Origin of the sequence: Paracraurococcus lichenis (assembly GCF_030657435.1) — a bacterium.
GTDB classification, from domain to species: domain Bacteria; phylum Pseudomonadota; class Alphaproteobacteria; order Acetobacterales; family Acetobacteraceae; genus Paracraurococcus; species Paracraurococcus lichenis.
Window position 1 is genome coordinate 39,884 of sequence record NZ_JAUTWS010000014.1, and the last position, 18,241, is coordinate 58,124.

Sequence of the window (18,241 nt, forward strand, 5' to 3'; positions counted from 1 at the left end):
GCAGGCGGGTCAGAGCGCGGACTCGCCGGTCTCGCCGGTGCGGATGCGCAGCGCGCTCTCGACGTCCAGCACGAATACCTTGCCGTCGCCGATCTTGTCGGTGCGGGCGGCCTTGGCGATCGCCTCGACCACCCCCTCGACGAGCGCGTCGGGCACCACCACCTCGATCTTGATCTTCGGCAGGAAGCTCACCTGGTACTCAGCGCCCCGGTAGATCTCCGTCTGCCCCTTCTGCCGACCGAAGCCCTTCACCTCGGTCACCGTCAGCCCCTGCACGCCGAGCGGAGTGAGCGCCTCGCGCACCTCGTCCAGCTTGAAGGGCTTGATGAATGCCATGACCAGCTTCATCTGCCCGCAGTCCTCCTAACCAATCCGGCTTCCGGACCTTCCAAAACCCGTGCCACAGGCCGGCCCGCCGGGACGGGGATGCGCAGGGGGCGATGCCGGTTCGTGAATCCCGGCCAGGCCGCCGCGCCGCGGCGGACCTACCGTGCCGGCCCGGCGATGGCGGGCCGCCGGGCGGCGCCGGGGTTCATTCCGCGACTGGCGCATTGTGGTCGAGGGATAACCATCTGCACGCGAATTGGGCAGGGGGCGGGCAGGACGCGGGCGCCCGCGGCTTGACCGGCCCCTGACCCAGTGTGAGGAACCCGACATGACCAGAGCATCCACCGTCGCGGTCTGCATCCTGGGCGCCGGCCCGGTGGGCGCGACCCTTGCCGCCACCCTCGCCGCCGCCGGCCTGCCGACCGCGGTGGTGGACACCCAGCCCCTGCCGCCCATGGAATTGCAGGCCTTCGACGGCCGGGCCTATGCCATCGCGCTGACCTCGCAGCGGCTACTGGCGGCGGCCGGCATCTGGGAGCACCTGCCCGAGACCCCCTGCCCGATCCGCGGCATCCGCGTCGCCGATGGCCGTCCGGGCGAGCCCGCCTCGCCGCTCTGTCTGCAATTCGACGCGGCCGAGGTCTCCGACGAGCCCTTCGGCTACATGGTGGAGGCGCGGAGCCTGCGGGTCGGGCTGAATGCGCGGCTGCCGCAGATGCCGGACCTGCGGGTCTTCGCCCCCGCCACCGCCGAGGTGGAGCGGCGGGCGGAGGGGGCGACCATCCGCCTCTCGACGGGGGAGATGCTGGAGGCGCGGCTGGTGGTCGCGGCCGAGGGGCGCGGCAGCCCGCTGCGCAAGCAGGCCGGCATCCGCGCCGCGGTGCTGGACTACCACCAGATCGGCATGGTCGGCGCCTTCGCGCATGAGAAGCCGCACCGCAACCTCGCGCTCGAGCAGTTCCTGCCGAACGGGCCCTTCGCGCAATTGCCACTCAGCGGGCCGGGCGGCTTCGGGACCGCGAACTATCCGCATGCCTCGGCCTTCGTCTGGGCGGACCGGACGGCAATCGCGCGGCGCATGCTGGCGCTGGACGAGGCCGGCTTCGGGCGCGAGTTGCGGCGGCGGCTCGGCGACCATCTCGGCGAGATCCGGCCGATCGGCCGGCGCTGGTCCTACCCGCTCTCGGCGCTGCAGGTGGAGCGCTGGACCGATACGCGCCTTGCCCTGGTGGGCGATGCGGCGCATGGCGTGCACCCGATCGCCGGGCAGGGCCTCAATCTCGGCTTTCGCGACGTCGCCGCGCTGGCCGAGGAGGTGATCGCCGCCTGGAATGCCGGCGGCGACCCGGGTGATGCGGCGGTGCTGGCGCGCTACCAGGCGCGGCGGCGGCCGGACACGATGCTGATGCTCTCGGGCATGCATGCGCTGGAGCGGCTGTTCGGGAACGACATCGCGCCGATGCGCTGGGCGCGGCGGCTCGGCATCGCGGCGGTCGACCGGATGCCGGCGCTGAAGCGGGCCTTCGCCCGGCAGGCCATGGGGCTCGGGCCGGGGGTGACGGGTCTGCTGGCGGGGCAGCCGCTGCTGCGGGCGGGGTAGGACGGATCGCCGGCGGGCGGACGCCGCCTCCCCGCAGGGAACCCCGGGGCCGGGCGGCGCTCAGCCCTTGCGCCGCGGCGGCTCCCGGCTCAGCCCCTTGGCCGCGAGGTCGCGCTCATAGGCCGTCCAGCGCTCCGCCTGCTCCCGGCCCAGCCGGTGCAGGTAGTCCCAGGCATAGATCCCGCTGTCATGCAGGTCGTCAAAGACGATGCGGACGGCGTAGTGCCCGACCGGCTCGACCCGCAGGATGCCGACCTCGCGGCGTCCCGCGATCGTCACCTTCTGCCCCGGCCCATGCCCCTGCACCTCGGCCGAGGGGCTCTCGACCCGCAGGTATTCGGCCGGGAGGGCGAAGCGGCTGCCGTCGTCGAAGGCGACCTCCAGCAGGCGCTCGGCGCGCTTCAGCCGGATCTCGGTGGCCGCTGGCATCAGGCCTCGAGCGGCCGCGCCTCGTCCGGCAGCATGATCGGGATGCCGTCGCGGATCGGATAGGCCAGGCGGGCGCTGTCGCTGATCAGCTCGCCGCGGGCGCGGTCGTAGCGCAGCGGGCCCTTGGTGACCGGGCAGACCAGGATCTCGAGCAGGGCGGGGTCGACCTCGCCGCCCGGGGCGGGCGGGGTGGGGCTCTGGGTGTCGCTCATGGCCCGTGTGTAGAGCCGATCGCCGCCGGTTTCACGCCCCCCGGGGGCGATGGCGGGCTACTTCTTGCCGGACCGCTCGCGCCGCATCGCGCGCTCGTAGTCCCACACGGCATAGAGGCCGTAGAGGGTGCCCACCGCCAGGATGCCGAGCGGCAGGACGACATTGGCGTAGAGGTCGTGGCTCACGGGGCCTGCAATCTTCCGAGCATGCGGTAGGCTACCATATGCAGGCCGGCCGCTGCCAGCAGCCAGAGGAACGTGGTCGGCGAGGTCTGCTGGCCCACCGTCGGCCCCAGCACGCCGGCCGCGAGGCAGGCCGTGGACGCCCGGTCCAACGCATTCACCTGAAGCTTCAGCCGCTCGTTATGGATCAGGCTCATCCGCCGGACCGAATCGTTTCGCTACCGCGATCCCGCCGGGCCGCGGCACGCCGGCGCAAGGACCGATTGCGGTCAGCTCGGCCGGCGGTCCGGCGGCAGGTCGCCCATCCCCGGCTCGGGATGCGCGCCGATCTCGAGCAGCGCGACCAGCATCGCCGCCCGCTCCTCGGGCGTCGGCGCCTCCAGAAGGGCCTGCTTCTCCCGCACCTCGAAGGGGCAGACCATGGCCAGCGTCAGCACCAGCAACTGGTCGGAGGTCTGCTCGATCGCCTCCCAATTCGCCTCGATGCCGCGCGCCCGGAAGAAGGGCCGGAGCGCGCCGAGCAGCGCGACGCGGTCGATGCCGGCCGGCCGCTCGGAGAGGTCGAGATCGGCCTCGAACCCCGCATAATCCGCCCGCACGCGCCGGTAGCCCCGGCGCATCTCCAGCTCCTCGGCGACCCGGAAGCGGATCACCCCGGTCAGGGTGATCAGCAGCCGCCCGTCCTCCGTCTCGGCGAAGGAGGAGAGCCGCCCGAGGCAGCCTATGCGGTAGAGGCCCGGGCCGGCCGGGCCGCGCGGCGCGCCCGGCTCCGGCTGGATCATGCCGAACATCCGCCCCCCCGCCAGGCTGTCCTGGGTCATCGCGAGGTAGCGCGGCTCGAAGATGTTCAGCGGCAGCCGCCCGCCCGGCAGCAGCAGCGCGCCGGAGAGGGGGAAGACCGCGATCTCCGCCGGCAGGTCCGCGAGGCTCGGGTGGAAGGCGGCCACCGGGCGGGGCTTACCGGAACAGCAGCGAGGACAGCTTGCGCCGCCCCGCCTTGGAGGCCGGGTCGTCGAAGCCCCAGGCCTCGAAGAACTTCAGGAGCTGTTTGCGCGCCGCCTCGTCGTTCCAGGCGCGGTCGCGCCGGATGGCCTCGAGCAACGCGTCCACCGCGCCGTCGCGGTCACCCGCCGCGTTAAGCGCGACGGCGAGGTCGATGCGCGCGGCATGGTCATCCGGGTCGGCGCGGAGGCGCTGCTCGAACTCCGCGAGCTTGGAGCGCGCCTTGCGCCCCTCGGCGGCGAGCTCGAGCGCGCTGCGCACCGAGGCGATCTCAGGATGGTCGCGCAGCTTGGCCGGCACGCTCTCCAGCACCTGCAGCGCCTGCTCCTCCTCCTCGAGCGCCATGAGGGCGCGGGCGACGCCGGCGAAGGCCTCGGCATTCTCGGGGTCCTGCTGCACCAGCGCGCCGAAGAGCTGCAGCGCGCCCTGGTGGTCGCCCTCCTCCGCGGCCGCCTTGGCCTCGGCCAGCAGGTCGGCGGTCGGCATCTGGCCGCCGGCCGCCTTCAGCAGGCCCTCGACGAATTTCTTCACCTCGCTCTCGGGCAGGGCGCCCTGGAAGAGGTCGAGGATCTGGCCCTGCCAGAAGGCGGCGACGGTCGGCACGCTCTGCAGCGGCAGGCCGAGCTGGGTGAGCTGCTGGACGAGCGCGCGGTTCTTGTCGATGTCGATCTTGACCAGGCGCAGGCGGCCGCCGGCGGCGCGCACCACCTTCTCGAGCGTCGGCGTCAGCGTCTTGCAGGGGCCGCACCAGGTCGCCCAGAAATCCACCAGGACGGGCACCTCGCGCGAGGCGTTCACCACGTCCTGCATGAAGGTCTTCTGGTCGCCGTCCTTGATCGGGTCGACGCCGCCAGCCGCCGCCCCCGGTCCGGGCCCCTGGCGGTTCGGGTCGAAGATCACGTCCATGTCGGCAATCCTCACTCTCGCGGTCTTACATGCCCCCGCAGGGCGCGGGGACAATGGGCAATCAGCCATTCGGCCAGCGGCACGTCCCGCCCTGGCGCGGGCGGGACCCCACTGGCCGGCCGAAGGCGGAGTGTTGCCACTGCGGAGGCGTCGAGGCTAGCGGGCGCCGGCCAGCCGACGGGGGATGCGGGCCGCGCGGTGCGCCGCGGCGCCCGGCGGGCCGCCGCAAGCAGGGCAGCGGGGCAACCCTGCTGCCTGCACGGAGCGGGACGGGCCGGTAACGGCGGCGCCAGGGTGAAGCGCCAGGGGGCCGGGGCCGGCCGGCATCTCTCCTTCGCAGTTTTGTCTCAAGAATAGATTTCTTTCGTATAAAATAAACCTTTTGGTTAAATCGCACTGATGGTAACAGTCGTTCCACACCCCGTACGGGCACTGCCCCGGCGTCCCGCGCGGTACAGGAGAGGTCTTCTTACCTTATGAGTAATCTCGTGACCCGTCTCGTGCTGGCCACGGCCGCGACGGCAGCCATCGCAGCCTCCTCGGCAGAGGCTTCGCCACTCTCCCCGGTCCCTCACACGATCTCGGTGACGGTTTCGCTGCCCGATGGGTTCGACGGGCAGACCAGGGCGACGGCCGACTACACGAACATCATGGGCACCCTCGACATCCCGAAGATCACCGGCCAGGGCGCTGTCATCACGTCGATCGTGGTGGCCCTCACCGGCAGCGTCTTCGGCGATTTCTCCGCCACGAACACGATCGACGCACGGCCGGAGCCGACGAAGAACGGGAACGAGAGCACCGCCAACTTCACGAGGCGACATGACGCATGGGTCAGCTGGACCACCAGCAAGACCTTCACGAACCAGGTCGCCAAGCTCGGGGCGACGATCTCCATCGCCTCGCCCGATCCGGCCGCCCAGCCGCTCGCCATCGTCCTGCCGCTGGTGCAGCAGACTTTCACCCTCGCACCGTCGCAGGTGGTACGGGGCGACAATCTCAGCGCCACCGCCAGCACGACGCAGACCTACGACGCGAACAACCCGGTCTTCGCCAGCCTCGCCCCGCTCTTCCTCGGCCAGGGCACGCTGTCCCTGGACGTCGAAGCCCTGGGCGCGTCGCAGTTCGTCGGCAGCGGTAATGCATCCGCCCGGTTCACGACCCTCGCCGGCGCCACCGCCACCGTCACCGTGAACTACACCACCACGCCCGTGCCCGAGCCGGCGAGCCTCGCACTGTTGGGCGCCGGGCTGCTGGGCATCGGCCTCGTGCAGCGGAAGCGCAAGACGGTCTGAGACCGCAGACGCCGGCCGGAAAAACTCCGGCCACCCAGTCCACCATGCTCCCCTCGCCCGGGCCCGGCCGCAGCGCGGTCCAGACCGGCCGGAACCGACCCATCACCCCGGAACCCCAGGCCACCGCCGCAAGACGGCCCGCCACGATGCCCGAGCAGCCGGACGGCTCAGCCCCCAGGCGGCGGGATCTCCAGCACCTCCGGCCGGTGCCCCAGCCCCTCGAGGAAGCGCAGCAGGTCGGCCGGGCGGATCGCCGTGGTCATGCTGTTGACCAGCGGGTGGACATGCACCCAAGGGTGGTCGCGCAGCAGCCCGGCATCCAGCACGATCCGCACCGCCCCGGCCGGCGCGTTCACCATGCCGAAGGGCGTGACGGAGCCGGGCTCCACACCCAGCAGGGCACGCAGGTCCTCGGCCGGCGCCATCTCCACCCGCCCGGCGCCGGCGGCGCGGGCGAGCGCATTCACCGAGACCTGCCGGTCCTCCTGCAGCACGGCCAGCAGGTGCGGCCCGGGCGCCCGCTTCGCCGGCCGGAGGAACAGGTTCTTGCTGTGCCCGCCGGGGAGGCTGCCGCGCAGCGCCTGGCTCTCCGCCACGGTGAAGACGGGCGGGTGCGTCACCGTCCGCGTCTCGATCCCGAGCGCGGCGAGGCGTGCGAGAAGGCCATCCGGGGTTTCGGGCATGCGATGCGGTCCATGGCGGGGCGCGGCTGTTTCGGCCAGCCGGCAGGCCCGCGCAAGCGCCAGCGGCATCACGCCACCCGCGATCGGCGCTTCGCGCGGCGCGTGATGGCAACGAGCACCAACAACCGCGTGAGCGTTTGATTGCGGCGCAGCACGACCACCCCGGCGCCACGATCTGGTCGGAATCCTGACGTTCAAAGGAGGCAAGCAACCGACCCGGATGAGGTTCCGGCCGGCACGGCGGAATTCACCGGGCAGGAGAGGATCATCAATGCGAATCGCGCAGATCGCGCCGCTGGCCGAAGCGGTACCGCCGAAGCTCTATGGCGGGACCGAGAGGGTCGTCTCTTACCTCACGGAGGAACTCGTCGCACTCGGCCACGACGTGACGCTCTTCGCCAGCGGCGATTCCGTCACCGCGGCGAAGCTGGCGGCGATGAGCCCGCAGGCGCTGCGGCTCGACAAGAGCATTGGCGACGCGAATGCGCCGGTCTTCCTGATGCTCGAGCGGGTGCTGCGGCGTGCCCATGAGTTCGACGTGCTGCACTTCCACCTCGACTACATGCCCTTCTCGCTCTTCACCCGGCAGCCCACGCCGCATGTGACGACGCTGCACGGCCGGCTCGACCTGCCGGAGATCTGGGGGCATTACGAGTTGCACACCGATGTGCCGCTGATCTCCATCTCCGATAGCCAGCGCAAGCCGATGGCCTGGGCGAATTGGGCGCGCACCATCCATCACGGCCTGCCGGAGACCCTGTTCCGGCCGACCCCCGGCGTGGAGCCCTCCTATCTCGCCTTCCTCGGCCGCATCTCGCCGGAGAAGCGGGTGGACCGCGCGATTGAGATCGCCGGCCGCGCCGGGATGAAAGTCAAGATTGCCGCCAAGGTGGACCGCGCCGACCGCGACTACTTCGAGGCGAAAATCGAGCCCCTGCTGAAACTCCCGCATGTCGAGTACATCGGCGAGATCGGCGACCACCAGAAGGCGGAGTTCCTCTCGGGCGCCCGGGCGCTGCTCTTCCCGATCGACTGGCCCGAGCCCTTCGGCCTGGTGATGATCGAGGCGATGGCCTGCGGCACGCCGGTCATCGCCTTCAACCACGGCTCGGTGCCGGAGGTGCTGGAGGACGGGAAGACCGGCTTCCTGGTGCGGGACATGGACGCCGCGGTGGACGCGGTCGCCCGGCTGCCCCTGCTGTCGCGCGCCACCATCCGCGCGGAGTTCGAGCGGCGCTTCACCGCCCGCCGCATGGCGGAGGACCATGTCGCGCTCTACGAGCGCCTGGTCCGTGCCCGCATGGCCTCGGTGGAGGCCATCGCCGCCGAGTGAGGGGACTGCGTGCCCCGGCCGGCAGGCCGGGGCACCGCCCGCCATCCTCGTCGCCGGCGCGGCGGTTCTGCCGTCCGTCGCCCGGACGCGCGTGCCTCAGGCCAGCAGCACCGCGCCGATCTCGCCGCTGCGGCTCGGCACGCTCATCGCCACCGAATCGCCCGCCGCGCGCCGCAACTCGATGTCGATGCGGGCGCCGCCGAGGCTGAGGCCGCGCAGCAGCACCCGGTCCAGCCCCTGCGGCAGCACCGGCCGCTCCAGCCGCACCAGCCGCTCCGCCGGATCGAAGGAGAGGCCGAGGCAGGCGCCGAGCAGCCCGATCGGCGCCGCCGCCGCCCAGGCCTGCGGCGCGCAGGCGACCGGATAGGCCGTGGGCCCCTGCCCGCCGCGCCGCGGGAAGCCGCAGAAGAGTTCCGGCAGCCGCCGCAGGTCGAGCCGCGCCGCGGCCGCCGTCAGCCCCTCCAGCAGCCGCGCCGCCGGCGCGCGATGGCCGTAGCGCGCGAGGCCGAGGCCGATCAGCGCCGTGTCGTGCGGCCAGACCGAGCCGTTGTGGTAGCTCATCGGGTTGTAGCGGGCCTCGGTCGTCGCCAGGGTGCGGATGCCCCAGCCGGAATGGAAGCTGCCATCCATCAGGTGCCGCGCGACCGAGGCGGCGCGATCCTCCGCGGCGAGGCCGCCGAGCAGCACATGCCCGGCATTGGAGGCGCGGACGCGGCAGGGCCGCTTCTCGCCGTCGAGCGCGAGGGCGTAGAGCCCCATGGCATCGTCCCAGAAGACCTGCTCGAAGCGCGTGCGCAGCGCCGCGGCCTTCGCCTCCATCGCCCGCGCCTCGTCCTCGGGACGGCCGAGCGCGCGGGCGATGCGCGCGGCGGCGAGCCAGGCGGCATGCACATAGGCCTGCACCTCGCAGAGCGCGATCGGCCCCTTCGCAAGCTGGCCATCGGCGTGCGAGACGCTGTCCCAGGAATCCTTCCAGCCCTGGTTGGCGAGGCCGGCCTCCGTCATGCGCCCGTATTCGACGAAGCCGTCGCCGTCGCGGTCGCCATGCTTCTCGATCCAGCCGAGCGCCGCCGCGATATTCGGCCAGAGGGCGCGGAGCGCCTCCGCATCCCCGGTGCGGTCGAGGAAGGCGCCGGCCAGCGCGACGAAGAGCGGCGTCGAATCGATGCTGCCGTAGTAGCGGCGGAAGGGCACCTCGCCGAGCATGGCCATCTCGCCGCAGCGCGTCTCGTGCAGGATTTTCCCCGGCTCGGCATCCGCCGCGGCATCGAAGCCGGTCGCCTGCATGGCGGCGAGGTGGCGCAGCACGCCGAGGGTGAGCGTCGGGTCGAGCCAGAGCGTCAGCCAGGCGGTGACGAGCGAGTCGCGCCCGAAGGCGGTGCTGAACCAGGGCACGCCGGCATAGGGGAAGGGCCCTTCCGGCGTCTGCGTCGTCAGCATCGTCAGGTCGGCCAGCGACCGGCCGATCATTTCGTCGAAGCCGGTATCGGCTGTCGTGACGGAGGCGGAGCGCGACTGCACCGCGCGGCGCTCCCGGCTGTCCTCCCAGAGCGCGCGGAGGAAGGCGGAGCGCGCCGGCTCGCCCGCGCCGTGGTTCGGGTCGCAGCGCGCCTCGACCAGCAGGGTCACGCGCTCGTTCGGCTGCAGCGGCAATTCGAAGACCGCGCGGTCCGGGGCGATCCGCGCCGGCGCCGGCTCGAAGCGCAGCCGGGTCTCCCGCCGCTCGCCGTCGAGGCCGGTATAGGACAGCGTGACGCCATCGCCGGCCATGACGGGCGGGTGCAGCGTGCCGCGCCGCGCCCGCACCTCGCCGCGCACCTCGAAGAGGTCGACGAAGTCGGCCCCGACATGCAGCGAGAGCTCGAGCTGCAGCGGCTTCTCGGCATGGTTGCGGATGGTCAGGCGCTCGAAGCAGATGCCGCTGCGGATGAATTTCGACCGGCGGATATGCACCTGGTCCTTCTCGATTGCCGCCCGCTGCGGCGTCGAGGGCAGGTCGGGGTTCGTCAGGTCGCAGGTGAGGACGGCGCCGTCGTCGGAAACGGCGGAGCTCAGCAGCAGCGGCTTCATGCCCGCCACCATCAGTTCCAGCCGCGAGAGGTGGCGCGTGTCGCGGTGGTAGAGCCCCTCCGGCCCGCCCGGCACCGGCACCGCATCGCCGTTGCGGTTCAGCACCGCGAAGGTGTCGTCGCCCTTCAGCACGCGTGGTCGCATTTCCTGCAGTGAAATGCTCGCGGTGATCGAATGCGGGTCCGCCCCCTCTCCGGCCTGCAGTATGGCGGTCGCCTGGGGTGCGGTCATGGAGGTCTCCTCGGCCCGGATCACGGGAGGGAAGCGCCCGGGCAGGAAACCGCAAGGTGTCGGTGCATGCGATGACGCATGCTTGACCAAGGGGAAGGAACGGCCCCGCCCCCTGGAGAGGGGAGGCGGGAGCGGGGCCGTGGCACCGGCCTGAGGCGCGCCGATGACCGAAGGGCCGGATGGCCCGGAGGTCTGAATCGGCTCGCCCAACATACAAGGCCAGGCCGGTGCGGTTCCGTCAGGGTGCGAAGCGGTCCTCGCCCGCCAACGCCGTGTTCACCCAGTGGGAAACCTGCGCCCAGGCCTCCCCCGGCGTGCTGTCGCGGTGATGGCAGCGGTAGAGCCGCACGCAGGAGGACAGCGCGCGGCGGTCGCTGCCGCGGCCGGAGGTCAGCGCGCGATAGGCGTTCAGCACGGCGTGCCGGCAGACGCAATCCGCGGAGCAGTCGGTCGCGTCCATCGCCGTCAGCCGAACTTGAAGAGGATGCCGAACCCGCCGCGCGGGTAGTTCCACTCGATCTCGCCGGTCTTCTGCGTGACGACGCGGCAGGTGCCGCATTCGATGCAGCCGTCGGCAACGATCTCGACCGTGCCCTTGTCGGTCTCGAGATAGCAGCCGGCGGGGCAGGTATCGACCATCGCCAGCAGCGCGGCCGAGGGCTTCTCGTGCGGCCGGATGCGGATGTGGGGCCGGCCCGCATCCACGAGGTAGCGGTTCTGGAAGAGCTTCTCTTCGATACGCGGTGCGGTCATGACCCTTGCTCCTCAGCGCCAGGCGCGTGCCACCTTCACGGCGTCCCCGACCAGGCCCCGCCAGCCGCGCGCCTGGCGCAGCGAGCCGAGGATCTGGCCCTCCTTCGTCTTCTTGTCGGTGCCGTCGACCCGGAACCAGGTCTGCGCGGCCTGGCTGACCAGGCGCGGATAGACATCCAGCAGGTGCCGGCTGTTGTGCAGCAGCCCGGGGATGCCCCGGTACTTCTTCATGTCCTTCATCACGAAGCTGGCTTCGAGCCGCTTCGTGTATTCCGCGAGGTTGGCCCTGCTGCAGGCCTCGCGCCGGCGCTTCAGCCAGACGATGGTCTCGCCCGCCAGGCGGCCGGTGGTCATGGCGAGGTTCGAGCCCTCGCGGTGCACGGCATTGACGAAATGCCCGGCATCGCCCGCGACCAGCCAGCCATCGCCGCAGAGCTCGGGGATCGCGTTGTAGCCGCCCTCCGGGATCAGGTGCGCGACGTATTCGCGGATCTCGCTGCCCTCGAGCAGCGGCCGGATGCTCGGGTGGTTCTTGAAGGCGTCGAGCAGCGCATAGGGCTTGATCCGCTTCTCCGCGAAGTCGCCCACCATGCAGCCGATGCCGACCGAGATGCTCTCGCGGTTGGTGTAGAGGAAGGCGGTGCCGGTCATGCCCCGGGTGATCGTGCCCATGGCCTCGATCACCACGCCCTCGTCGCCCTTCAGGTTGAAGCGCTGCTCCACCACCTCCTGCGGCAGGAAATGCATCTCCTTGACCGCCAGCGCGACATGGTCGGGCTGCAGCTCCCGGCGCAGGCCGGCGCGCTGGCCGACCAGGCCGTTCACGCCCTCCGCCAACACCACCACATCGGCCAGCAGCGGCTCCGGCCCGCGATCGGTCAGCACGCCGATGACGCGGCCCTGGGTGTCCTTCAGCAGCTCCGTCACCGTGGTCTCGCAGAGCACGGTGGCGCCGGCCTCGCGCACCCGCCGGCTGAACCAGCGGTCGAACTGGGCGCGGATGATCGTATAGCGGTTCGGCTTCTCCTCGTTGAAGGTATCCGACCGGTAGTGCATGCCGGTATGGGAGGCGTCGTCCATCATCCAGATGCGCTGCTCGATGATGTGCCGCTCCAGCGGCGCATCCTCGCGGAAATCGGGGATGACCTTCTCCAGCGCATCGGCATAGAGGATCGCGCCCTGGACATTCTTGGAGCCGGGATATTCCCCGCGCTCCAGCTGCAGGACGTTCAGCCCGGCCTTCGCCATGGTATAGGCGGCCGCATTGCCGGAGGGGCCGGCGCCCACCACGATGGCATCGAAGCGTTCCTGCTCCATGGCGCGTATCCCTTCAGCCGGCCAGGCGGTTGACCGAGAGGCGCCGGCGGAAGGTCTCCGTCAGCGCCGGCAGGATCTCCATCGCATCGGCGACGATGCCGAGATGCGCGAAGTCGAAGATGGGCGCATTGGCGTCCGTGTTGATGGCGAGGATGAGGTCCGCGCCCTCCACGCCCACGCGGTGCTGGATGGCGCCCGAGATGCCGGCGGCGATGTAGAGCCGCGGGCGGATGGTCTTGCCGGTCTGGCCGATCTGCCGGTCGGCGCTGATCCAGCCCTTCTGCACCAGCGGCCGGGACCCGCCCCATTCGCCGCCGAGCACCGCGGCGAGTTCCCGCACCGCCTGGAAATTCTCGACCGAGCGCAGGCCGAGCCCGCCGGCGACGACGATATCGGCATAGGCGAGCTGCGCCTTGTCGCTGTCGCGGTCCGGCAGGAAGGAGAGCACCTTGGTGACGATGTCCTCCTCCCGCAGGGTCAGCGGGTGCGGCACGACGCGGCCGGACCGCCCGGGCTCGGCCTTCGGCATCGGCATCACGCGCGGCCGGACGGTCGCCATCTGCGGCCGGAAGTTCAGCGTGTGGATGGTGCAGAGCAGCGAGCCGCCGAAGGTCGGCCGCGTCGCGGCGAGCGACCGCTCGTCGTCGATCGCCAGTTCCGTGCAGTCCGCCGTCAGGCCGGTCAGCAGCGTCGTCGCCACCGCGCCGGCGAGGTCGCGGCCGAGCACCGTCGCGCCCAGCAGCAGGATCTCCGGCTTGTAGGTATTGACCAGCTCGGTCATCGCCCGCGTATAGGGCTCGTTGCGGTAGTGCTCGAGGATCGGGTCGGCGGTCAGGTAGACCAGGTCGGCGCCGTGCTCCCAGCAGGTGACGGCCGCCTGCTGCAGCCCTGGCTCGTCGCCGCCGAGCAGCACGCCCGCGAGCTCGACGCCGAGCTTGTCGGCGAGCTTGCGGCCCTCGCCCAGCAGCTCCAGCGAGACCGGGTGGATGGCGCCGTGCTCGACCTCGACATAAACCCAGACATGCCGGTAGGCCTTGAAATGCTCCGGCAGTTCCTTCTTCATGCCGGCCCGGCCGCCGGCGGGCTTCGTGCTTCCGCTCATCGCTCGAGCCTCCTCAATAGCCCGCTGCCTGGCGCAGCAGGTCGTCCTCGATCCCCGGCAGCCGGGCGAAGATCCGCGCCATGGCGGCTTCCGCGATCTGCGCCGGCGTCCTCTCCTGCAGCTCGACCTGCTCGGCCTTGTCCGAGCGCGGCTTCGGCGCGAAGACCTGCTTCACCACGGTCGGCGAGCCGCGGAGGCCGCAGAGCGTCAGGTCGGTGATGCCGGCATCCTTGGCGCTCCAGATCACCACCTCGGCCCGCGCGGCGCGCAGCGCATCGGCCACCCTGCCGCGGCGGATCTCGTTGGTGCCCTCCAGCATCGTCACCAGCGCGGGCAGGCGCGTCGTCAGCTCCTGCACCCCGCCCTCGGACCGGCGGCGCACCGTCATGGTGCCGGCCACCGGATCCAGCGCATCGATCGCCGCGACATAGGTGAGCTGGTTGAGGCCGAGGCGGCGGGCGATGCCCGGGCCGACCTGGGCGGTGTCGCCATCGATCGTCTGCTTGCCGGTGAAGACGATGTCCGGCGCGCCCCAGGTCTCGCCGATCTTCCGGATGGCCTGGGCCAGGGCGAAGCTGGTCGCGAGGGTGTCGGAGCCGGCGAAGAAGCGGTCCGTCAGCAGCACGGCGCGGTCGGCGCCGAAGGTCAGCGCCTTCCGCAGTGAATCCTCGGCCGAGGGCGGGCCCATGGTCAGGATCGTCACCTCGCCGCCGAGCCGGTCGCGCAGGCGCAGCGCCTCCTCGACGGCGAAGAGGTCATAGGGATTGATGACCGTCGGCACGCCCTGCCGCATGATCGTATTGGTCACCGGATGGACGCGGATCTGCGCGCTGTCCGGCACCTGCTTGATGCAGACGGTGATGTGCATGGCTCAGGCCTCCAGGATGGAGGAGAGCGGGACGAAGGCCTTGCCCGCCGGGCGCACCGCGTCCTGGTGGACCTTGAAGACCCGCTGCTCGATGGGTGAGGAGGCGACGAAATCCGCATAGGCCCGCGCCAGATGCGCGCGGACCAGGGCTCGCGCCTCCTCCTCCGGCTTGCCCTCCAGCGCCTCGCCGCGGAGATAGTCCCGCATGCGGCGCAGGATGTGCAGCCGGGCGACGTTCAGGACCTGCTGGTCGAAGGGGACCTCCAGCAGGGTGAAGAAGTCCTCGGCGGCCGAGACCCGGCCGAGATCCTCCAGGATGGGGCTCATGGCGCCTTCCCTTCGTCGCAGATGTCGCAGCCCGGCACGGCCTCGCCGCGCCGCGGGCGCTGGAGATGCGCGACGCGCGCCTCCAGGAAGTCGATGCGGTCGAGCAGCGCCGAGAGCGCCTGGCCGACCGGGTCGGGCATCAGGTGATGCTCGAGGTCGATGCGGCCATGGGCGAGGCGCCGGCGCTCCCGCGGGTCGCGCACCACCTTGCCGGGAATGCCGACCACGGTCATGCCGGGCGGCACGTCCTCGATCACCACGCTGTTCGCGCCGACGCGGGCATTGGCGCCGACCTCGATCGGGCCGAGGATCTTGGCGCCGGCGCCGACCAGCACGCCATCGCGCAGCGTCGGGTGGCGCTTGCCGGGCGACCAGCTCGTCCCGCCCAGCGTCACGCCGTGATAGAGCGTGACGTCGTCGCCGACCTCGGCCGTCTCGCCGATCACAACGCCCGCGCCGTGGTCGATGAAGAAGCGGCGGCCGATCGTCGCGCCCGGATGGATGTCGACATTGGTGGTCAGCCGAGCGAACCAGGAGAGCAGCCGCGCCGGGAAGCGCGCGCCCGCCTTCCAGAGCCGGTTCGCCAGGCGGTGCAGCAGCACCGCATGCACGCCCGGATAGGTCAGCAGGATCTCCAGCGTGAAGCGGGCCGCCGGGTCGCGGGCCTTCACGCAGGCGACGTCGTCGCGGAGCGTCCGGAGCAGGCCGGGCATCCGGACCTCCAGCGAGGCGATCTGCTCGGCGGCGGCGCCCGGCATCACACCCTCACACATAACTGGGCGCAAATTGCGTCTGGCCGTTCTTCGACCAGAAGGGCGAGAGCGCGCGCAGCTTCTCGATGACCGGCGGCATCGCCTCGAGCACCTGGTCCACGTCCTCCTCGACGTTGTCGCGGGAGAAGGAGAAGCGGATGGCGCCATGCGCCGCGGTATAGGGCACCTTCATCGCCCGCAGCACGTGGGAGGGCTCGAGCGAGCCGGAGGTGCAGGCCGAGCCGGAGGAGCAGGCGATGCCCGCCTTGTTCAGCAGCAGCAGGATGCCCTCGCCCTCGACGAATTCGAAGGCGATGTTGGTGGTATTGGGCAGGCGGCTGTCCTGGTCGCCGGTGACGATGGCATTGCCGATGCGCTGCACCAGGCCCTTCTCCAGCCGGTCGCGCAGCGCCCGGACGCGGGTATTCTCCTCCTCCATATGGGCGAGGGCGAGTTCGGCGGCCTTGCCCAGGCCGACGATGCCCGGCACGTTCTCCGTCCCGGCGCGCCGGCCGCGCTCCTGGTGGCCGCCGCGGATCATCGGCCGCAGCCGCACGCCCTTGCGGACATAGAGCGCGCCGATGCCCTTCGGCGCATGCAGCTTGTGGCCGGAGAGCGAGAGCAGGTCGATCTCCGAGTTCTTCAGGTCGATCGGCAGCTTGCCGACGGCCTGCACCGCATCGGTGTGGAACAGCGCGCCGGCCTCATGCGCGAGCTCCGCCAGCGTCTCGACCGGGAAGATGGTGCCGGTCTCGTTGTTCGCCCACATGATGCTGGCGATGGCGGTCTTCGGGCCGAGGGCGCGGCGATAGGCCTCCACATCCAGCCGGCCGCGGGCATCCACAGGGATGTGGTGCACCTTGATGCCGCGGCTCTTCTGCAGCCATTCGCAGAGATTGAGGATCGCCGGATGCTCGACCTGGGTGGTGACGATCTCGTTCCGCCCGCCCTGCGTCTCCAGCGCGGAGAGCAGCGCGGTGTTGTCGGATTCCGTGCCGCCGCCGGTCCAGACGATCTCGTGGTCGAACTCGGCGCCGAGCAGCGCCTGCAGCCGCTCCCGCGCCGTCTTCAGCGCGCCGCTGACCGAGGCGCCGAAGGCATGCATGGAGGAGGCATTGCCGAACTGCTCGGAGAAGTAGGGCAGCATCTCCTGCACCACGGCAGGGTCGACGCGCGTCGTGGCATTGTTGTCGAGATAGACCGGGCGCATGGTCAGTGACCCTTCACGGGAATGACGCGGAGCGGCGTGCCGAGCTTCTCGATCAGCTTCTCCTGGATGCCGTTCACGGTGACGCTCGCCATCTGGCAACCGACGCAGGCGCCGGAGAGCTTCACCATGACCCGGTCGCCATCGACGTCGACCAGCTCGCAATCGCCGCCGTCGCGCTTGAGGAAGGGCCGCAGCTCCTCGATCGCCGCCTCGATCAGCCGGATCTTCTGCAGCGTCGTCAGGCCCTGCTTCGCCGCGGGGGCCAGCGGGGACTGCTTCTGCTTGCGCCGCACCGGCGCGACGGAGTTGGACGGGTCGAAGGCGAGCGAGGCCTCGAGGATCCCCTCCTCCACCATCGCCGCATTGGTCTTCGCCAGCACGCCCTCGACGCCCTCGACGCAGGTGCCGCAGCTTCCCGCCGCCTTGGTGAAATGCGTCACCTGCTCGACCGAGGTCAGGCCGTTGATGCGGATCGCCCGCTCCAGCATGCCCTCGTCGATGCCGAAGCACTTGCAGACCAGCGCGCCTTCCTCGTGGTCGTCATGCCATTCCTCGCCCTTGTAGTTGGCGATGGCGGCGCGCAGCGCCTCGTAGCCCATGACGGAGCAGTGCATCTTCTCCGGCGGCAGGCCGCCGAGGAAGTCGGCGATGTCCTGGTTGGTCAGCTCCAGCGCCTGCTGCACGGTCTTGCCGATGATGATCTCGGTCAACGCCGAGGAGGAGGCGATGGCCGAGCCGCAGCCGAAGGTCTGGAACTTCGCCTCGGTGATGACCTCGGTCCCCGGCTCCACCTTCATCATCAGCTTCAGCGCGTCGCCGCAGGAGATCGCGCCGACCTCGCCGACCGCGTTCGCCTCCTCGAGCACGCCGGCGTTCTTCGGGTTGAAGAAGTATTCCTTGACCTTGTCGGTGTAGTCCCACATGGCGCGCGCCCCCTCAGCCGAAGGACTTGCCGCAGGAGCATTTGCTCGCGGCATTCGGGTTGTCGAAGGAAAAGCCGGAGCCCTCGAGCGCGGTGACGAAGTCCACCACCGTGCCCTTCAGGTATTCCTCGCTGACGGCGTCGACATAGACGCGGACGCCGTCCTTCTCGATGACGACGTCGGTCGCCTCGGGCTGCTGCACGATCCCCATGGCGTATTTGAAGCCGGAGCAGCCGCCGGCCTCGACCATGATGCGGAGACCGGTGTCGGGCGCCTGCGATGTCCCGAGAGCCTGGCGAACCGCCCTCACGGCGCTGTCGGTCAACTCGATCATGCCTGCCTCCGCGTTCCGCAGCGGGCCCGCCTGGCGGACCAGCCTTTCGGAAGCCTTGGCAGCAAGGCCCGTGCCAGAGCCGGAAACCAAGGAATTCCGCGGCTTTCCGCGCGAGGACGGCATCCCGACACGGATGCTGTCGTGATGCCGACATGGCGCGTGTCGGCCCAAGCCGACACTGGCTTCGCGCCGCATCGATGCGCGCGCGGCCGCACGCGCCGCGGGCGGCGGGTGCGGTTCGCCATCGCTGTGGGGGAGAGGCGGCGGTGGCCGCGCATCCGGCGCGGCAGCACGCCGCGGGCGTCGGGAGGTGCGGCGCGTTCAGCCTCGGGGAGGGGGACCGGCGGTTCGCCGGGTGCGGCGACCGGCAGGCCTTCGCTGGCA

General features: G+C 71.0%; 22 protein-coding genes. 3 read left to right on the plus strand and 19 right to left on the minus strand.

Translation table 11 applies throughout. The annotated features are described in order from the left end of the window. Positions 1 to 9 precede the first annotated feature (9 nt). Positions 10 to 348 (minus strand): P-II family nitrogen regulator, encoded by a 339-nt coding sequence (locus Q7A36_RS16005; RefSeq protein WP_305104724.1) that lies wholly within the window; start codon positions 346 to 348, stop codon positions 10 to 12. A 307-nt stretch (positions 349 to 655) separates the two neighbouring features. Between Q7A36_RS16005 and Q7A36_RS16010 the strand changes: the two genes are divergently transcribed. After that, positions 656 to 1,927 (plus strand): FAD-dependent monooxygenase, encoded by a 1,272-nt coding sequence (locus Q7A36_RS16010; protein WP_305104725.1) that lies wholly within the window; start codon positions 656 to 658, stop codon positions 1,925 to 1,927. A gap of 60 nt (positions 1,928 to 1,987) precedes the next feature. On the opposite strand, the gene Q7A36_RS16015 is transcribed toward Q7A36_RS16010, so the two are convergent. The 6 genes from Q7A36_RS16015 to Q7A36_RS16040 all read right to left on the minus strand — a co-directional run bounded on the left by Q7A36_RS16015 (position 1,988) and on the right by Q7A36_RS16040 (position 4,659). Next, the gene (locus Q7A36_RS16015; RefSeq protein ID WP_305104726.1) at positions 1,988 to 2,356 is read right to left on the minus strand and encodes a DUF971 domain-containing protein; all 369 of its coding nucleotides are present in this window, start codon (positions 2,354 to 2,356) and stop codon (positions 1,988 to 1,990) included. Continuing rightward, the gene (locus Q7A36_RS16020; RefSeq protein WP_305104727.1) at positions 2,356 to 2,568 is read right to left on the minus strand and encodes a Trm112 family protein; all 213 of its coding nucleotides are present in this window, start codon (positions 2,566 to 2,568) and stop codon (positions 2,356 to 2,358) included. The genes Q7A36_RS16015 and Q7A36_RS16020 overlap by 1 nt, the downstream gene beginning before the upstream one ends. Before the next feature lie 57 nt (positions 2,569 to 2,625). Then, positions 2,626 to 2,754, minus strand: a complete 129-nt coding sequence (locus Q7A36_RS16025) for a hypothetical protein (RefSeq protein ID WP_305104728.1) — start codon at positions 2,752 to 2,754, stop codon at positions 2,626 to 2,628. Further along, positions 2,751 to 2,948, minus strand: a complete 198-nt coding sequence (locus tag Q7A36_RS16030; RefSeq protein ID WP_305104729.1) for a hypothetical protein — start codon at positions 2,946 to 2,948, stop codon at positions 2,751 to 2,753. Before Q7A36_RS16030 ends, Q7A36_RS16025 begins: the two co-directional genes overlap by 4 nt. A gap of 72 nt (positions 2,949 to 3,020) precedes the next feature. Continuing rightward, positions 3,021 to 3,698 carry an LON peptidase substrate-binding domain-containing protein gene (locus Q7A36_RS16035; RefSeq protein ID WP_305104730.1) on the minus strand — a complete coding sequence of 226 codons (678 nt, stop codon included), beginning with the start codon at positions 3,696 to 3,698 and terminating at the stop codon, positions 3,021 to 3,023. Positions 3,699 to 3,708: 10 nt separating this feature from the next. Continuing rightward, positions 3,709 to 4,659: a thioredoxin family protein gene (locus Q7A36_RS16040; protein ID WP_305104731.1), complete on the minus strand. Its 951-nt coding sequence runs from the start codon at positions 4,657 to 4,659 to the stop codon at positions 3,709 to 3,711. 488 nt (positions 4,660 to 5,147) lie between these two features. On the opposite strand from Q7A36_RS16040, the gene Q7A36_RS16045 reads away from it, so the two are divergent. Then, positions 5,148 to 5,954: a choice-of-anchor E domain-containing protein gene (locus Q7A36_RS16045; protein WP_305104732.1), complete on the plus strand. Its 807-nt coding sequence runs from the start codon at positions 5,148 to 5,150 to the stop codon at positions 5,952 to 5,954. A gap of 167 nt (positions 5,955 to 6,121) precedes the next feature. On the opposite strand, the gene Q7A36_RS16050 is transcribed toward Q7A36_RS16045, so the two are convergent. Then, positions 6,122 to 6,637, minus strand: coding sequence for a prolyl-tRNA synthetase associated domain-containing protein (locus Q7A36_RS16050; RefSeq protein ID WP_305104733.1), 516 nt, complete (start codon positions 6,635 to 6,637; stop codon positions 6,122 to 6,124). Between the two features lie 271 nt (positions 6,638 to 6,908). Between Q7A36_RS16050 and Q7A36_RS16055 the strand changes: the two genes are divergently transcribed. Next, entirely contained in the window at positions 6,909 to 7,970 is a 1,062-nt protein-coding gene (locus tag Q7A36_RS16055) for a glycosyltransferase family 4 protein (RefSeq protein ID WP_305104734.1), read from the plus strand. 96 nt (positions 7,971 to 8,066) lie between these two features. Here Q7A36_RS16055 and Q7A36_RS16060 read toward each other — a convergent pair whose 3' ends face one another. From Q7A36_RS16060 to Q7A36_RS16110, 11 genes are all read right to left on the minus strand, one after another. Beyond that, a complete protein-coding gene (locus tag Q7A36_RS16060; RefSeq protein ID WP_305104735.1) occupies positions 8,067 to 10,271 on the minus strand; it encodes an amylo-alpha-1,6-glucosidase in 2,205 nt (734 codons plus the stop codon). A gap of 238 nt (positions 10,272 to 10,509) precedes the next feature. Beyond that, a complete protein-coding gene (locus tag Q7A36_RS16065) occupies positions 10,510 to 10,731 on the minus strand; it encodes a hypothetical protein (RefSeq protein WP_305104736.1) in 222 nt (73 codons plus the stop codon). 5 nt (positions 10,732 to 10,736) lie between these two features. Then, entirely contained in the window at positions 10,737 to 11,024 is a 288-nt protein-coding gene (locus Q7A36_RS16070) for a ferredoxin family protein (RefSeq protein WP_305104737.1), read from the minus strand. Between the two features lie 12 nt (positions 11,025 to 11,036). Continuing rightward, the gene (locus tag Q7A36_RS16075) at positions 11,037 to 12,341 is read right to left on the minus strand and encodes an FAD-dependent monooxygenase (RefSeq protein ID WP_305104738.1); all 1,305 of its coding nucleotides are present in this window, start codon (positions 12,339 to 12,341) and stop codon (positions 11,037 to 11,039) included. Positions 12,342 to 12,354: 13 nt separating this feature from the next. Then, positions 12,355 to 13,443, minus strand: a complete 1,089-nt coding sequence (locus Q7A36_RS16080) for an electron transfer flavoprotein subunit alpha/FixB family protein (protein WP_305104739.1) — start codon at positions 13,441 to 13,443, stop codon at positions 12,355 to 12,357. A 13-nt stretch (positions 13,444 to 13,456) separates the two neighbouring features. Beyond that, the gene (locus Q7A36_RS16085; protein WP_305104740.1) at positions 13,457 to 14,311 is read right to left on the minus strand and encodes an electron transfer flavoprotein subunit beta/FixA family protein; all 855 of its coding nucleotides are present in this window, start codon (positions 14,309 to 14,311) and stop codon (positions 13,457 to 13,459) included. Positions 14,312 to 14,314: 3 nt separating this feature from the next. Next, on the minus strand, positions 14,315 to 14,638 hold the full coding sequence (nifW, locus tag Q7A36_RS16090) for a nitrogenase stabilizing/protective protein NifW (protein ID WP_305104741.1): 324 nt from the start codon (positions 14,636 to 14,638) through the stop codon (positions 14,315 to 14,317). After that, positions 14,635 to 15,396: a serine O-acetyltransferase gene (gene cysE, locus Q7A36_RS16095; RefSeq protein WP_305104742.1), complete on the minus strand. Its 762-nt coding sequence runs from the start codon at positions 15,394 to 15,396 to the stop codon at positions 14,635 to 14,637. The genes nifW and cysE overlap by 4 nt, the downstream gene beginning before the upstream one ends. Before the next feature lie 7 nt (positions 15,397 to 15,403). After that, the gene (gene nifS, locus Q7A36_RS16100; protein WP_305104743.1) at positions 15,404 to 16,600 is read right to left on the minus strand and encodes a cysteine desulfurase NifS; all 1,197 of its coding nucleotides are present in this window, start codon (positions 16,598 to 16,600) and stop codon (positions 15,404 to 15,406) included. Between the two features lie 2 nt (positions 16,601 to 16,602). Beyond that, a complete protein-coding gene (nifU, locus tag Q7A36_RS16105) occupies positions 16,603 to 17,523 on the minus strand; it encodes a Fe-S cluster assembly protein NifU (RefSeq protein WP_305104744.1) in 921 nt (306 codons plus the stop codon). A 13-nt stretch (positions 17,524 to 17,536) separates the two neighbouring features. Continuing rightward, positions 17,537 to 17,857 (minus strand): HesB/IscA family protein, encoded by a 321-nt coding sequence (locus Q7A36_RS16110; protein WP_305104745.1) that lies wholly within the window; start codon positions 17,855 to 17,857, stop codon positions 17,537 to 17,539. Between the last annotated feature and the right edge of the window lie 384 nt (positions 17,858 to 18,241).

Coding starts and splice junctions, on each gene's coding strand:
- Q7A36_RS16020 (WP_305104727.1), bottom strand. CDS start 2,568: ATGAGCGACACCCAGAGCCCCACCCCGCCCGCCCCGGGCGGCGAGGTC.
- Q7A36_RS16010 (WP_305104725.1), top strand. CDS start 656: ATGACCAGAGCATCCACCGTCGCGGTCTGCATCCTGGGCGCCGGCCCG.
- Q7A36_RS16005 (WP_305104724.1), bottom strand. CDS start 348: ATGAAGCTGGTCATGGCATTCATCAAGCCCTTCAAGCTGGACGAGGTG.
- nifW (WP_305104741.1), bottom strand. CDS start 14,638: ATGAGCCCCATCCTGGAGGATCTCGGCCGGGTCTCGGCCGCCGAGGAC.
- Q7A36_RS16050 (WP_305104733.1), bottom strand. CDS start 6,637: ATGCCCGAAACCCCGGATGGCCTTCTCGCACGCCTCGCCGCGCTCGGG.
- nifS (WP_305104743.1), bottom strand. CDS start 16,600: ATGCGCCCGGTCTATCTCGACAACAATGCCACGACGCGCGTCGACCCT.
- Q7A36_RS16015 (WP_305104726.1), bottom strand. CDS start 2,356: ATGCCAGCGGCCACCGAGATCCGGCTGAAGCGCGCCGAGCGCCTGCTG.
- Q7A36_RS16065 (WP_305104736.1), bottom strand. CDS start 10,731: ATGGACGCGACCGACTGCTCCGCGGATTGCGTCTGCCGGCACGCCGTG.
- Q7A36_RS16060 (WP_305104735.1), bottom strand. CDS start 10,271: ATGACCGCACCCCAGGCGACCGCCATACTGCAGGCCGGAGAGGGGGCG.
- nifU (WP_305104744.1), bottom strand. CDS start 17,523: ATGTGGGACTACACCGACAAGGTCAAGGAATACTTCTTCAACCCGAAG.
- Q7A36_RS16080 (WP_305104739.1), bottom strand. CDS start 13,443: ATGAGCGGAAGCACGAAGCCCGCCGGCGGCCGGGCCGGCATGAAGAAG.
- Q7A36_RS16110 (WP_305104745.1), bottom strand. CDS start 17,857: ATGATCGAGTTGACCGACAGCGCCGTGAGGGCGGTTCGCCAGGCTCTC.
- Q7A36_RS16070 (WP_305104737.1), bottom strand. CDS start 11,024: ATGACCGCACCGCGTATCGAAGAGAAGCTCTTCCAGAACCGCTACCTC.
- Q7A36_RS16030 (WP_305104729.1), bottom strand. CDS start 2,948: ATGAGCCTGATCCATAACGAGCGGCTGAAGCTTCAGGTGAATGCGTTG.
- Q7A36_RS16040 (WP_305104731.1), bottom strand. CDS start 4,659: ATGGACGTGATCTTCGACCCGAACCGCCAGGGGCCCGGACCGGGGGCG.
- Q7A36_RS16055 (WP_305104734.1), top strand. CDS start 6,909: ATGCGAATCGCGCAGATCGCGCCGCTGGCCGAAGCGGTACCGCCGAAG.
- Q7A36_RS16075 (WP_305104738.1), bottom strand. CDS start 12,341: ATGGAGCAGGAACGCTTCGATGCCATCGTGGTGGGCGCCGGCCCCTCC.
- cysE (WP_305104742.1), bottom strand. CDS start 15,396: ATGCCGGGCGCCGCCGCCGAGCAGATCGCCTCGCTGGAGGTCCGGATG.
- Q7A36_RS16085 (WP_305104740.1), bottom strand. CDS start 14,311: ATGCACATCACCGTCTGCATCAAGCAGGTGCCGGACAGCGCGCAGATC.